Annotated in this window: 10 protein-coding genes; 3 read left to right on the top strand and 7 right to left on the bottom strand. The window is 64.0% G+C overall.

Annotated features, from left to right (window positions below; translation table 11 throughout):
- Positions 1-109: 109 nt before the first annotated feature.
- Complete coding sequence (locus ACMV8A_RS00160) at positions 110-1,717, top strand: ABC-F family ATP-binding cassette domain-containing protein (protein ID WP_495323699.1); 1,608 nt, start codon at positions 110-112, stop codon at positions 1,715-1,717.
- Positions 1,718-1,739: 22 nt separating this feature from the next.
- Here the strand turns inward: ACMV8A_RS00160 and ACMV8A_RS00155 are convergent, their stop codons facing one another.
- Positions 1,740-2,372 (bottom strand): protein-L-isoaspartate(D-aspartate) O-methyltransferase, encoded by a 633-nt coding sequence (locus tag ACMV8A_RS00155; RefSeq protein WP_495323990.1) that lies wholly within the window; start codon positions 2,370-2,372, stop codon positions 1,740-1,742.
- Positions 2,373-2,425: 53 nt separating this feature from the next.
- Positions 2,426-2,725, bottom strand: a complete 300-nt coding sequence (locus ACMV8A_RS00150) for a DUF6763 family protein (RefSeq protein WP_495323698.1) — start codon at positions 2,723-2,725, stop codon at positions 2,426-2,428.
- Between the two features lie 194 nt (positions 2,726-2,919).
- Here ACMV8A_RS00150 and ACMV8A_RS00145 point away from each other — a divergent pair, with 194 nt between their 5' ends.
- Entirely contained in the window at positions 2,920-5,067 is a 2,148-nt protein-coding gene (locus tag ACMV8A_RS00145) for a putative bifunctional diguanylate cyclase/phosphodiesterase (RefSeq protein ID WP_495323697.1), read from the top strand.
- Between the two features lie 71 nt (positions 5,068-5,138).
- On the opposite strand, the gene ACMV8A_RS00140 is transcribed toward ACMV8A_RS00145, so the two are convergent.
- Both ACMV8A_RS00140 and ACMV8A_RS00135 read right to left on the bottom strand, forming a co-directional pair.
- Positions 5,139-5,543 (bottom strand): DUF2914 domain-containing protein, encoded by a 405-nt coding sequence (locus ACMV8A_RS00140; protein WP_495323696.1) that lies wholly within the window; start codon positions 5,541-5,543, stop codon positions 5,139-5,141.
- Between the two features lie 135 nt (positions 5,544-5,678).
- Complete coding sequence (locus ACMV8A_RS00135; protein WP_495323695.1) at positions 5,679-6,923, bottom strand: hypothetical protein; 1,245 nt, start codon at positions 6,921-6,923, stop codon at positions 5,679-5,681.
- 58 nt (positions 6,924-6,981) lie between these two features.
- On the opposite strand from ACMV8A_RS00135, the gene ACMV8A_RS00130 reads away from it, so the two are divergent.
- Positions 6,982-7,950 carry a YbgA family protein gene (locus ACMV8A_RS00130; protein ID WP_495323694.1) on the top strand — a complete coding sequence of 323 codons (969 nt, stop codon included), beginning with the start codon at positions 6,982-6,984 and terminating at the stop codon, positions 7,948-7,950.
- A gap of 425 nt (positions 7,951-8,375) precedes the next feature.
- Here the strand turns inward: ACMV8A_RS00130 and ACMV8A_RS00125 are convergent, their stop codons facing one another.
- The 3 genes from ACMV8A_RS00125 to ACMV8A_RS00115 all read right to left on the bottom strand — a co-directional run bounded on the left by ACMV8A_RS00125 (position 8,376) and on the right by ACMV8A_RS00115 (position 14,869).
- The gene (locus ACMV8A_RS00125; protein WP_495323693.1) at positions 8,376-9,218 is read right to left on the bottom strand and encodes a universal stress protein; all 843 of its coding nucleotides are present in this window, start codon (positions 9,216-9,218) and stop codon (positions 8,376-8,378) included.
- Positions 9,219-9,231: 13 nt separating this feature from the next.
- Positions 9,232-10,710 (bottom strand): SulP family inorganic anion transporter, encoded by a 1,479-nt coding sequence (locus ACMV8A_RS00120; protein ID WP_495323692.1) that lies wholly within the window; start codon positions 10,708-10,710, stop codon positions 9,232-9,234.
- 280 nt (positions 10,711-10,990) lie between these two features.
- Positions 10,991-14,869, bottom strand: a complete 3,879-nt coding sequence (locus tag ACMV8A_RS00115; protein WP_495323691.1) for a PAS domain S-box protein — start codon at positions 14,867-14,869, stop codon at positions 10,991-10,993.
- Positions 14,870-14,996 lie beyond the last annotated feature (127 nt).

The following is a 14,996-nucleotide window of genomic DNA, read 5'->3' as shown; positions in this document are numbered from 1 at the left end:
CTACGCCCACTTTTCTCCTGGAGTCCGCCACCGACATGAACAACTAAGTCCCTTCCGGCCCTGCCGCCGGTTTCCCTGTGTTCCATGGTCCACCTCAGGGGGCTTGTTCATGTCATCACGCTCTAACTCCTCGCTCTGGCTGCACGCCCGTCACCTCGGCTATTCACTGCCCGGCGGCCGGGTGTTGTTTTCCAACCTTGATCTGGTCCTGCACCACGGCGCCACCGCACTGGTCGGTCGCAACGGGATCGGCAAGTCCATGCTGGCACGCCTCCTTGCCGGCCAACTGACACCGGCGCACGGCCAGATCGAACGCTACGGCAGCATCGCCTATGTGGCGCAGCGCAGCACCACCGGCCAGGGCCGCGTGGCCGAACTGCTCGGCTGCGCGCCACAATTGGAGGCGCTGGAGCGCATCGGACATGGCAGCTGTGCGCCGGAGGACTTCGAACTCGTCGGCAACGACTGGGATCTGCTACCACGCCTGCAACAGTGGCTCAACAGCTTCGGCCTCGATCATTTAGCGATGGATACCGATAGCCGATGGCTGAGTGGCGGTGAATTGGCGCGGCTCGATCTGATCGCCGTCCTGTGGCGTGCATCGGACCACCTCATCCTCGACGAACCGAGCAACCATCTCGACCGCGCGGCGCGCCGACGACTCGCCGCGTTCATCGCCCAATGGCCGGGCGGACTGCTGCTCGTCAGCCACGATCGCGCACTGCTGGAAGGGGTGCAGGAAATCCATCACCTCGATACCCTCGGCCTGCACCGTTACAGCGGCAGCTACAGCGCGTATGCCGCGACCCGTCGCCAGGAACAGGAACACCTGGCCGCACAGATCGCCCAGGGCAAGGCGGCGCTGCGCCGCGAACGCCAGCAGCAGCAGGAACTACTGCAACGCCAGCAGCAACGCCTGGCACGGGGACGGCGTGAGCGCGCTGCCGCCAATCAATCCAAATTGCTGCTGGATCGGCAGAAGGAACGCAGCGATCACAGTACGGCGCGGCTCGCCGATACCCAGGCCACCCGTGTCCAGCGCCAAGCACTTGCTTTGCAGGAATTGGAGCAGCGCTGTGAGGTGCTCGCCGATCTGCGTCTCGAACTGTCCACGCCGCAGGCGTGCGGCGGACGCACGGTGATAGAAGCAGAAGGTGTGTGCTTCGGCTATGAGCGGCCGCTGTTGCGCGACCTCGAACTGCGCGTGTTGCAGGAAGAACGTCTGGCGCTGCGCGGTGCCAACGGCAGCGGCAAGTCCACCCTGCTGAGGTTGCTGATCGGCGACCTGCCGACGCAGGCCGGCCACGTGCGGCTGCATCAGCCCTGGGCGCTCATCGATCAGCACACCACCCTGCTCGATGCGGCGCAGTCACCGCTGGAGAATTTCCGTCGCCTCGCCCCCGGCCTGAAGGAAAGCGATTACCACCATCGCCTGGCGCGGCTGCGCCTGGCGGCGGACTGCGCGACGGTGCCAGTGCAACAACTGAGTGGCGGCGAGCGCCTGAAGACCGCGCTGGCCTGCGCCCTGCTCGGCCCACGTCCCTGCCCATTACTGCTGCTCGACGAGCCCACCAACAATCTTGATCTGGAGGCCATACACGCGCTGGAAGCGGCGCTCAATGACTATCACGGCACCCTGCTGGTGATCTCCCACGACGAACATTTTCTCGCCGCCATCGGCATCACACGGCAAATTGAATTGGAACGCGGCCTGTAGGATGGGCGCAGCGTAACCCATCCTACATTTGCACCAACGGTACAAACGCCACCGGCAATACCGCACGCTCACTCAGCGCGCCCGCCGCATCCTTCTCCACCAGCAGTAATTGCTGCGGCCCGCCGACATCGCCAACCGGGATCACCAGGCGCGCCCCCGGCTTGAGTTGTGCGATGAGTGCGGCGGGGATATAGGGCGCGGCGGCGGTGACGATGATGCCGTCATAGGGCGCATGTTCGGGCCACCCGGCGTAGCCATCGCCGTGGCGCACTTCGACATTGCGGCAGCCGAGACGATGCAGACGCTCCGCCGCGGCGCCGGCCAGAGCCGCCACGACCTCCAGGCTGTAGACCTGGCGCACCAGCCGCGCCAGCACGGCGGTCTGATAACCGGAGCCGGTGCCCACTTCGAGAACGACATCATCGGGGCGCGACCGCAGCAGGTCGGTCATCAGGGCGACGATATAGGGCTGAGAGATGGTCTGGCCGTGACCGATGGGCAGGGGGCCGTTGTCATAGGCCGCGTCCTGCAACTCGTCCGGCACGAAATAATGGCGGGGCACCGCGGCCATCGCCGCCAGCACGCGCTCGCTGAAGGCCTCCTGGCCGATGTAGTCGCGCGTGTAGCGTAACTCGCGGTCGATATCCAGCAACATGCGCCGCAGACCGTGAGGGTCGGGCGCAGCCGCGGCGGACTCGTCGTGGAGGATTACTCCTCCCACTCCAGCGTATCCAGCGGACCGGACCAGTCCTCGGGATGGCGCACCATCTCGGTGTCGCCGAAGTCGTCCTTCTCCAGGTCATCGAAGGGGCCGGACCAGTCTTCCGGCGCCTCGCGCCGCATCAATTCCATTTCGTACCAGGTATCCGTATCCAGCTCTTCCACTGCGCCGTCGAAATATTGAATCTCCACGATACCTTCCTGCTCATCGATGGCAATGACCTCAAACGACTCGCCTTCGAGGTTCTTGTACCAGGCACCAATTTCGGGGTTGATCGCTGTAGCCATGTCACACCTCCACTTCAGGTACACATGCCTATAGTAGTCCGAATATTCCGCCACAGAAAACCACCCTCGGCCGCGTTGCGGATTTGTCATACATTTGTCTTTGACTTCTTGTGTCTGCGCCGCCTATGCTAGCGCGCGGGTTTTATACTGAAGCCGTATAAATCAGACAGATACGACAAGAACCTAGAAACTTGATGAAGCGCACGGAAATAGCCAACTCTCCGCTACGCCTCTGCCGGCTGACCAGCCTGCGCAATCGCTATATCGCCGCGACCCTCGTACTCACCGCTCTCCTCACGATCTGCGCCCTGCTGCTGCAGCACTACATCACAGCCGTGCGCAGTGAACGCACCGCCAGCATCGAATTGCGGGAGCAGACCGCCGCCCACAGCCGGGCGTTGCGCGATGCAGTGCTCGAAGTGGAGCGCTCACTCACCGTCTACTTCTGGGCACCGTCGGCGGAACGCCGCCAGGCCGTGTTCCATGCAGTTGACGCGGTCCACACCCAACAGCGCCGACTTCAGGCCCTGCCCCATCCTCTGGCCGCCGACCTCGCCGACCTGAACCAGGAGTTGCAGGGCTTGCACGGCAAGCTCGATCAACTGATGGAGCATCCTCCGCAGGGGGAAGGGCTCCCCCCCACCGGCATCTTCACTCCCCTGTGGCAACAATTACAGCAACTGGATCGGCACCTGGAGGAGTCTGCCGCCGCCGAGGTGTCCTATCTGCTGCAGGCGTCGCGCAATGTCATCGGCAGCATCTGGTTGCTGGCGGTGGGCGCTCTGGTCCTGATGCTGCTCGGTTTCTTCCTGTTCCAGCGTTACGTGCTCGGCCCCATCTCCCTGGTTGCGCGCGCCCTGCGCGATGAGGCCCACGGCAAGCGCGAGCTGCTACTGCCCTTGCCCGCCACCGAAGAAACCCAGCATCTGGTGGATGCCTTCAAGGAAATGCGCCGCCAGGTCATGGACCGGCAGCAGGCCCTGGAACATCAGGCCATGCACGACGCCCTCACCAGCCTGCCCAACCGCGTACTGCTGCAGGATCGCGTACAGCAGGCCATCCACCACCTGCGCCGCATCGGCCAGGGCGGGCTGGCCCTGCTGATCATGGACCTGGACGGCTTCAAGGAGATCAACGACACCCTGGGCCATCCCATCGGCGATGGCCTGCTGCAACAACTGGCGGAGCGCATACGGCGCGAAGTGCGCGATAGCGACACCGTGGCCCGTCTCGGCGGCGACGAATTCGCGGTGCTGCTGGAACAGGTGGATGAGGCCGAGGCGCGCCACATGGCGGGCCGCATCCTGCGCCTGCTGGATCAACCCTTCGAGGTGGCCGGGCAGAGCCTGTACCTGGCCGGCAGCATCGGCATGGCCCTCTACCCGCTGCACGCCCAGACGCCGCAGGAGCTATCGCGCCGCGCCGACGTGGCCATGTACGTGGCGAAGCGGGAGAAGAACGGCATCGCCCTCTATGACCCAGCCCAGGACCATTACACCATGCAGCGTCTGGCCCAGGCCAGCGACCTGCGCAGCGCCATCGGCAACGAACATCTGTCGCTGCATTTCCAGCCGCAGATCGATCTGCACAGCGGCATGTTCAGCGGCGTCGAGGCGCTGCTACGCTGGCAACACCCGCAACTGGGCTACATCTCGCCCGACGATTTCATTCCGGTGGCAGAGCAGACCGGCCTCATTCGCCACCTCACCTACTGGGTACTGGATCAGTCCCTGGCCCAGGCCGCAGCCTGGTACCATCACGGCCTGCCGGTGGGCACCATCGCCGTCAATCTGTCCGCCTACAACCTGCAGGACACGGCCCTGTCCCTGGAGGTGGGCCGCCTGCTGAAAAAGTGGGGCGTCCAGCCCTGGCGGCTGGTGCTGGAGATCACGGAAAGCTCGATGATGGCCAACCCGGCCCGCGCCCTGGCCACACTGGAAAAGCTCAATGACATCGGCGTGCAGATTGCCATCGACGACTTCGGCACCGGCTTCTCCTCGCTGTCCTATCTGAAGCAGTTGCCGGTGGACAAGCTGAAGATCGACAAGTCCTTCGTGATGCAGATGAACGAGGACGACAACGACGCGATGATCGTGCGCTCCACCATCGATCTGGCCCACAACCTGGGGCTGGAAGTGATCGCGGAAGGCGTGGAAAGCGATGAGGCGTTGGCGTTGCTGCGCATCCTCGATTGCGATGCGGCGCAGGGTTATTTCATCAGCCGCCCGCTGCCGGCGGCGGCACTGGAGGCGTGGCTGACCTCAAGCGAATACTGCCAGGGCTATCAGAATGTCGAGGGGCCGGACGATGCGCCGGAGCCGGACCTGCCGACGACGCACTGAGCAGGCCGTAGGGTGCATGGAGCGCAGCGGTATCGGGCAGAGTTGCCGGACACCGCTGCGCCACCTCCGGCTTACTGGCCGTAGCTGAACTCGCGGCTGACCAGCACCTCGCCGTTGCCGTCCACCACGCTCACCAGCCAGTTACCCGCCCATTCCGGCATCATGTTCTTGCTCGACCACACACGCCAGCGCGGGCCGTTCACATCGAAACCGACCTCGGCCATCACCGTGTCATTGTGTACCCAGCGATGGACCACGCGCTGCCCCTGCATGCCGCGCAGCTCGGTGAAGAAATAGACCTGGGCGGAGTCCCCCGTGATCTGGCTGGTCTCATCCACCGGCTCACGTTCGCTGATCCCGCTGGTCACGATGGCGCGCGCCACCTCCCACTGGCCGTTGGCCGCCACGCCCTGCGCCAGGACCGGCACCGCGGTGACCAGCAAACCCAGCGACAATATCCAAGAAACGATACGCATGTTGAATCTCCCTGTTGCTTGTTGTGTAAATTCCGCCCGCGGCATCGCCGCCCCCGGGCGCAGGGAAACTTATAGTTCAGAAAGAACAGAAAAACCGCGATCCCCTCAGCAGAAAGCGGGGCATTACCGCCGGGTTCAGGCCCCGGCGGCAAATACGTAAGGTGTTTCCTGCTTGGTGCGGTAGGCCGCCACATCCTGTACCGTCCCCTCCGCCACCTGGCCACGGGCGCGGCGCAGCGCCGTCTCGATGCGGCGGTCGCGCAGGTGGTAACGCGGGTGCAGGCCGATGTCGGCCAGCGCCGGGCAGGACTCGCCGAATACATACCGGTACAGCTCGGTCATCATACCGTAGCGCCCGGCCATCAGGGTGTTGGTGGCGTTCTTGATGGCGTCGATATCCTTGTGCCCGCGCACGAAGAAGCTGGTCACCAGCATCACCGCGATGGCGTGCAGCACGTCGTAGCGCACATGGGCGATGAACACGAACAGGTGGCGCTGCGTCAGCGGCACCTTATGGTCCTTGGCGAAACGGATCATGCCGCCGAGCAGCAGGCTGAAGAACTCCGGCACACCCCACTCCATGCCCAGCCCCACCGACGCCAGCGACTCCAGCGGCGTGAACTCCTCGCTGCCGGCCACCAGGCGCTGGGTCAGCACGTTGTCGGCCACGCCCGGCAGCATGGCGATGTCCTGCTGCTCGAAGGGAATGCCCAGGCCCTCGAACAACTGGCGGTACATGACGATGTGGGTGGTGGACTGGAACAGCCCGCCCATGGAGGGATAGTCCTCGACGCTGTGACTGCCGACGCCGTATTCGTCGGCCACCAGTTGCGCCAACACGATCTGGGTCAGCTCCGACAGGCGCTCATTGAGCACGCCGTAGGGCAGCGCCATCACGCCGGAGAAGCGCCCCAGCGACAGCGCCACGCACTGGCGCGTGTTCTTGATCTGGTTGAAGTAGTGCAGCGCGAAGGTGACAAGCTGCGGCTGGGTGAAGCGGCCCTCGAACACCCGCACGAAGAACGGGTGGCGCCACACCGGATGGTCCATCACGTGGTCGTGCAGATCGAGGAACATCGCCCGCAAGGCGCCCGCCTCGAACAGGCGATTATCCGGAAACGGATTGCCGGGCTGGGCAGCGGCCAGAGCGCGCAGCTCGTGCAACATCTGATACAGCGGATTGGCCGGGTCTTCCAGCTCCCGGATGACACGGCTGAAGTCGGCCTGCTGGCTCTCCTTGAAGCGGGAGAGCACCTGCTCGGCGGACAGCTCCAGCAGATCGGCCATGGGATGCACCGCCTCGGGCAGGCGGGCGGAACCGTCGGGCAGGACTTCGACCAGATCGGAATACAGGGTTCCGGCGGCAATGGGATTGGACATGAAAGGAGGCTCCTGAATACGATGGGCGTAACGTTAACGCCTCTATATGTGTCCGCCAATGACAAATATCAAAAATTCGCCGGAAAGCCCCGTGATCCGCCTGGGCATCAGCGCCTGCCTGCTGGGCGAGAAGGTGCGCTTCGACGCCAGCCACAAGCTGGACACCTACATCCGCGACACCCTCGGCCAATACTTCGACTTCGTGCCGGTCTGCCCCGAGGTCGCCATCGGCCTCGGCGTGCCGCGCCCCACCCTGCGCCTGGTCGGCGATCCGGCCCGGCCGCGCGCCGTGGGCGTGCTCGACCCCAGCCGCGACGTCACCGCCCCGCTGGAACACTACGGCCAGCGCATGGCCAGGGAACTGCCGCCCCTCGCCGGCTACCTGCTGAAGAGCAAGTCGCCCTCCTGCGGCATGGAGCGGGTCAAGGTGTACCAGGACAAGGGCGTACCAAAACTCGGCCGCGGCCTCTACGCCCGCGAACTGATGACCGGCCGCCCGCTGCTGCCGGTGGAAGAGGAAGGCCGCCTCGGCGACCCGGTGCTGCGGGAAAACTTCATCGAGCGCGTGTTCGCCTACCACCGCTGGCAACAACTGGAAGCACAAGGCATCACCCCGGCGCGGCTGGTCGACTTCCACGCCCGCCACAAGCTCATCCTCATGAGCCACGGCGCCGAACACTACCGCGCCCTCGGTCGCCTGGTGGCGCAGGCCGGCAGCGCCGAGATCAACACATTGGCCCATGACTACATCCACGGCTTCATGGCCGCGCTGGCCCACCCCGCCACGCGCAAGCGCCACACCAACGTGCTGCAACACCTGATGGGCTATCTGAAGAAACAACTCGACAGCGAAGACAAGGCCGAACTGCTGGAGATCATCGATGCCTACCGCCTGGGCGCAGTCCCGCTCATCGTTCCCATCACCCTGCTCAACCATCACTTCCGGCGCCATCCCAACGAATACGTGACGCAGCAGATCTATCTGGCGCCGCACCCAAGAGAGTTGATGTTGCGGAATCATATTTGAGGACACGCTGCACGCGGCATTTGCACCGCAGCTCTGTGTAGTGGTCAAGTCTTTTTGGCCACCGCGTTGTGGGCACTCCAGTACCGCCGTTCCACCGGTACAAGGGGTCCGTTCCACCGGTGCAAGCGGTGCACGGTGCAAGGGGTCTGCACGGTGCAAGGGGTCAGTGCACGGTGCAAGGGGTCAGTTCTTTACTTTATACACGCGGAAGCGGGGTCAGGTCTCACATGGTAGCAACCACCACCAAGCTACGGAGAACAACTGCGGCCAGAACGATCTGATGGGTGTCGTTTCGCTTCGCTCCACCCATCCTACGAGACTGGCGTGAACTGGATTCGGTCAGCGCGGTAGCTTGGGCTGAGGTACGAGGCCCTACCTACCGCCTGCTCGTTGGGCTTCCTGCGTCAGCCCAACCTACATTTCGCCTACCGCAGCAACAGCACCGGCACCGTCGCGTTGCGCATGACGCTGGTAGTGGTGCTGCCGACCAGGAAGCGACGGATCACCGAGTGGCCGTAGGCGCCCATCACCAGCAGGTCGATGTCGTGTTCGGCGCGGTAGTCGCACAGGGTGCGTTCCACGTCGCCGCTGCGCAGGGCGGTGTGGACCTCGAAGCCGGCGGCCTCCAGGCAGTCACGCGCCCAGGCGAGCTGGCCCTGGTTGGCCTTGCTGTCGGCGCCGATCATCAGCAGATGGCAGGGCAGGCCGCGGAACAGCGGGCTGCCGGCGACCATCTCCACGCCCTTGCGCGTGGTCTCGCTGCCGTCGAAGGCGATCATGATCCGGCGCGGCGGGCGGAAGGTATCGGTGGTGACCAGGATCGGCCGGTGCAAGGTGCGCACCACGTTCTCCAGACGGCTGCCGATGTGTTCGTTGAGATTCTCGTCGTGCTTGCCCAGCACCAGCAGCCGGGTGTCCGGCTCCATTTCCACCAGGGTTTCGATCAGACTGCCGTGGCGCTGACGCGTGACGGGATTGGCGACGCCATCGTTGATGACGCGGTGCTGCGCCTCTTCCAGCAGCAGGCGCCCCTGTTCCAGGGCGAGCCGACCACGCTTTTCGTCCAGCGCGGCCAGTTCCTCCAGCAAGGCCTCGCGGCTGCCGAGGCCGATGTTGCCGGTGAGGTTGCTCTTGACCGGGTATTCCGACTTGTCCAGCACATGCAGCAGAACGAGCGGCGCATCCAGGCGCAGGCTGCTCCAGGCGGCGTAGTCGCAAACGGCGGGGGTGACGGGCGTACCGTCGATGCAGGCGATCACATGGGTCATGTTGTTGTTCTCCTCAGTGGCCCATCAGCTTGTCTACGGCTTCCGGTTTGTCGTGTACGGCGAAACGATCGACGATGGTGGCGCTCGCCTCGTTGAGGCCGACCACCTCCACCGCCGTGCCCTCGCGGCGGAACTTGAGCACCACCTTGTCCAGCGCGGCCACCGCCGTGATATCCCAGAAGTGGGCCTGGCACAGGTCGATGACCACCTTGTCGATGGCCTCCTTGAAATCGAAGGAGTCGACGAACTTGTCCGCCGAGGCGAAGAATACCTGACCGACCACCTTGTAGGTGCGGGTCAGGCCATCCGCGCTCAGTTCGGAGCTGACGTACTTGTACTGCGCCACCTTGTTGGCGAAGAACATCGCCGCCAGCAGCACGCCGACGAACACGCCGTAGGCCAGGTTGTGGGTGGCCACCACCACCACCACCGTGGTGATCATCACCGCGCTGGTGCTGGCGGGATGCTTCTTCAGGTTGGCCAGCGACTGCCAGCTGAAGGTGCCGATGGACACCATGATCATCACCGCCACCAGGGCCGCCATGGGGATCTGCGCCACCCACTCGCCGAGGAACACCACCATCAGCAACAACACGCTGCCCGCCGTCAGGCTAGACAGGCGGGTGCGGCCGCCGGACTTCACGTTGATCACCGACTGGCCGATCATCGCACAGCCGGCCATGCCGCCCATCAGGCCGGAGGCAATGTTGGCCACGCCCTGCCCCTTGCACTCGCGGTTCTTGTCGCTGCCCGTGTCGGTGAGGTCATCGACGATGGTGGCAGTCATCAGGGACTCCAGCAGACCGACGATGGCCAGTGACAGGGAATAGGGGAATATGATCGCCAGGGTCTCGAAGGTGAGCGGCACATCAGGCCAGAGGAAGATGGGCAGCGTGTCGGGCAGCTCGCCCATGTCGCCCACGGTACGGATGTCCATGTCCAACACCATCGCGATGGCGGTGAGCACCACGATGGTCACCAGCGGCGAAGGAATCGCCTTGGTGATGTAAGGAAACAGATAGATTATGGCGAGGCCGGCGGCGGTCATGGCGTAGACATGCCAGGTGACATTGGTCAGCTCCGGCAACTGCGCCATGAAGATCAGGATCGCCAGGGCATTGACGAAGCCGGTGACCACCGAGCGGGAGACGAAGCGCATCAGCGATCCCAGCTTGAGGTAGCCGGCGATGATCTGCAGCACGCCGGTGAGCAGAGTGGCAGCCAGCAGGTATTGCAGGCCATGCTCCTTCACCAGCGTCACCATCAGCAACGCCATGGCACCAGTGGCGGCAGAGATCATGCCAGGGCGGCCACCGACGAAGGCGATCACTACCGCGATGCAGAACGAGGCATACAACCCCACCTTGGGATCGACGCCGGCGATGATGGAAAAGGCGATGGCCTCGGGGATCAGCGCCAGCGCCACCACCAGCCCGGCCAGCACATCACCGCGGACATTAGAAAACCAGCTATTTCTTACGGATTTTATCATTGCAGCGGGAACCTGGATAAATACAACACTCGCCGCCATCAGCACGACGGCGGCACAATTTCGGGGGCTGGAACGGTATCGGTGCGCGGAACACAATGGATCCGCGGGAGAGAACCGGAATACGTGTTATGGCGGAGTGATACGCATAAGGCGCGTGATTTTAGTCAAAAATCGTGCCCGCCTCAATCGAAAGTTGCCGCATGAAGGGAAAACATCCTGGTGAAGGCCGCATCGTCTCGTGGGGGAGAGGCAACACCCTGCGCCGAGCGGAGGTGCCGCTTTACTTCCCCCCATCCAGCACAAGCCGGCGTCCCTCGCGCAACATCTGCTCCACCTCTTCGGCCGGTACCGGTTTGCTGAACAGATAGCCCTGTACCTGATCGCACTCCTGTTCACGCAGGAACTGCAACTGCTCCACGGTCTCGACGCCCTCCGCCAGCACGTGCAGATTGAGGCTGTGGCCCATGGCAATGATGGTACCGGCGATGGCGGCGTCATCGGCATTGCTGTTCACGTCGCGCACGAAGGACTGGTCGATCTTCAGGGTATCGATGGGGAAGCGCTTGAGATAGCTGAGTGAGGAATAGCCGGTACCAAAGTCATCCACCGACAGCGAGATACCCAGTTCCTTCAGCTTGCGCAGCATTGACGCACTGGCCTCGGCATTGCCCATCAGGCTGCTCTCGGTGATCTCCAGTTCCAGCCAGGCGGCATCGGCACCGCTGTGTTTCAGCGCATCACGCACGGTTTGCAGCAGGTTGCTCTGGCAGAACTGACGCGGCGAAAGATTCACCGCCACACGCAGCGGACCGAGGTCCATCCCCTGCCAGGCAGCAATCTGATTGCACGCACTGCGCAGCACCCACTCCCCTACCTGCACGATCATCCCGGTCTCCTCCAGCACCGGGATGAACTGCGACGGCATCACCATGCCAAGATCCGGATGATGCCAACGCAACAACGCCTCCACGCCGACGATATGGCCGTCGCGGAGCGCATTCTGCGGCTGGTAGTAAAGCTGGAACTCGCCACGCTCCAGGGCGCGGCGCAGGCTGTTTTCCATCACCAGCCGCTCGAAGGCGGAAGCGTTCATCTCGCTGCGGTAGAACTGGTAGTTGTTCCGCCCCGCCTCCTTGGCGTGATACATGGCGGTGTCGGCGTACTTGATCATGTCGTCGAGGGTCTGCGCGTCCTGTGGATAGACACTGATGCCGACGCTGGTGGTGACGAATACCTCATGGCCCTGAAGTTGGAAGGCCGCGCCCATGGCCGTCAGCGCCTGCTGCGCGATGTGGACGATGTCGGTCTCGTGGTGCACGTCGGTGAGCATGATGACGAACTCGTCGCCGCCGAGGCGGGCCACGGTGTCACACTCACGCACATGGGTCGACAGGCGGCGCGCCGCTTCCTTGAGCAGTTCGTCGCCGATGAAGTGACCCAGGGTGTCGTTGATGTTCTTGAAGCGATCCAGGTCAATGTACAGCAGGGCCAGCATGCGCCGGTTGCGCTTGGCCTCGGCCATGGCCTGCAACAGGCGGCCGTGGAACATGGTGCGGTTGGGCAGTTCGGTGAGCGGATCGTAGTAGGCCAAATGATAGATGCGCTGCTCCGCTTCCTTCTTCTCGGTGATATCGCTGAAGATGCCGACGTAGTGGCTGACTTGGCCGGAGGCGTCGGGCAGCATGTTGATGGACAGCCACTCCGGGTACACCTCCCCGTTTTTGCGCCGGTTCCATATCTCGCCCTGCCACTTGCCCTCTGCGCGCAGGCGCGCCCACATGGTCTGGTAGAAATCTTCATCATGGCGCCCGGACTTGAGCATGGCCGGTGTCTTGCCGATGATTTCCTCCTCCGCATAACCGGTGATGGTGCTGAAGGCGCGGTTGACCCGCACGATGCGTCCGCTGGTGTCGGTGACCAGCAACCCCTCCACGCTGTTGTCGAATACCTTGGCGGCAAGGCGCATGTTCTCTTCCGCCGCACGGCGCTCGGTGAGGTCGCGCAGCACGGCTATGAATAGTGGTTGGTCGTGCTGAGTCGCCTCGGACAAGGATATCTCCAGCGGGAAGCTGCTGCCGTCCTTGCGCAGCCCCACTATCTCGCGCGTCCGCCCCAGGGCCTGCGCGCTGTCCCGTGCAGTCAGATAGCGCCGCACGAAGGCATCGTGCTGCGAGCGGTAGGGCTCGGGCATCAACAGGGTGACGCTGCGGCCGACGATATCCGCGGCCTCATAGCCGAAGATCTGTTCCGCCGCGTGGTTGAAGGCCGTGACCACGCCGTTACCGTCGATGGTGACGATGCCGTCGAGGATGTTTTGCAACACGGCTTGGCTGCGCGTGCTGTTCTCGCGCAGCGCCGCCTCGTTGCGCCGCCGCTCGGTAACGTCGCGGAAGAACACCCACAGACCTTCCGCGGAAGGGTAGAGATGGGTCTCGAAGAATTTCTGCAGCGGTGGATAATAGCCCTCGAACTGTTCACGCTGCTGTCGCGTCAATGCCTGCGCAAAACGCTTGTAGAAGCTGCTGGCCAGTTCCGGCGCCACATCCCATAACTCCTGCCCCAGCGCCTCCTGCCGTGGCACCTCCAGCAGGCGCTCCGCCTCGGCGTTGAAATAGGTGATGTGCCAATGCCTGTCCACCGCCAGATAGGCGTCGGTCGTGCTCTCCAGCAACGAGATGATCTGCCGGCTCTTTTCCTGCAGCGCCGCCTCGGCGCGGCGCCGCTCGGTGGCATCGCGGCCGACCACCACCAGGCCCTTGCGGCTGCCGTCGTCGTTGTACAGGGGCACCTTGGTGATCTCGAACAACAGACTGGGGCCGTCGTGGCGAGGAATCACCTGCTCCGTCCATTGCGGCTGACCGGCCTGCCACACGGCACCGTCACTGCCGGCGCACGCTTCCAGGGCATCGCGGTAGAAACGGCTGTACTGGGCCAGCTCATGATCGGTGCGGCCGCGATATTCCACCGATTCCAGGCCGAATATCTGCAGGCCGAAACGGTTGGCCACCAGCCAACGGCCGGCGCCGTCCTTGAAACAGACGAAGTCGGGCATGGCATCGAGCAGCGTTTCCAGCCAGTACTGCTGGTTGCGCACCGCCTCGGTGGCGCGGCGCGCCTCGGTGATGTCCTGTACCGTGCCCACCATGCGCAGCGGCGTGCCGTCGGCAGCGCGGAATACCTCACCGCGCTGGCGCACCCAGCGCTGCTCGCCATCGCGCAGCACGATGCGATGGGCGAGATTGAAGGGCCGCTGCCGGCTGAGCGCCTGCTCCACCGCTTCGCGCACCTCAGCCAGGTCGGCCGGATGCACAAAGGAAAGAAAATCTTCGTAGCTGGCGCCGGTGGCCTGCGGTGACAGACCGAAGATGCGATAGATTTCGTCCGACCAATAGACGCGATCGGTGGCGTAATTCCATTCCCAGTGACCGAGCGAGGCGATGCGTTGCGCCTCCGCCAGACGCATCTCGCTCAGGCGCAGGGCGCGTTCACGCTCCATGTCGAGATGGTGTGCCTGCAACAGGCTGTGCGACATGGCGTTGAAGGCCGCCACCGCCTGCGCCAGGGCATCGTTGCCGTCCACCGGCAACTGGTAGCCGTACTCACCGGTAGCGATGCGCCGCGCCCCTTCCTTCAGGCGGCGCAGGTCACGAAACAGCAGGCTCAGCAAGGCAAATGCAGCCGCCAGACCGATGCCGATCAGCAGCAGCACACCGGCGAACAGGTCGATCCCGAGCCAGCCCTGGGCATGCCCGGGATCGCCCGGCACCAGCGCCACCTCGACACGCCCCCAGGCATAATCACCGTCGGCAATCAGCGCGTCGGCCACCAGCGGCCGTGTCTTGCGTTTACCCGGCGTCGGCGGCGTCCCAACCTCGACCAGCAACTGGTCACGGCCGTATACGCGCACATAACCCAGCCAGCGCCCATCCACCAGGCCACGCGCCAGCCGTTCCACCTCGGCCCGATCGCCGGCCAGCACGCTGGGCCGCAGCGCCGCCGCCAGCATGTCAGCGGCCGCGGTCACATGGGCGCGCTGATGCTGCTCCATCGCCGCCCGCTCTGCCATGTGCTGACGCCACAACAGGACGGCCAGCAGCAGCACCAGGGCGGCCAACACACCGAGGGCGATTTTGTTGCGGAACAGAAAGGAAGTACGCATCGATGTCCGAATGACGTCGTCGGGTCAGGTGACAGGACGTGAAAGTCTCACGTGTCTGCGCAGATTAACATAACGATAACCGACTCGCCGTCCACGCGGGCCGAGGGGATGTGGTTTTGTCCCCACT

The sequence above is a fragment of the Sulfurivermis sp. genome (genome assembly GCF_059410345.1).
This window is presented reverse-complemented; position numbering and strand designations above follow the sequence as displayed.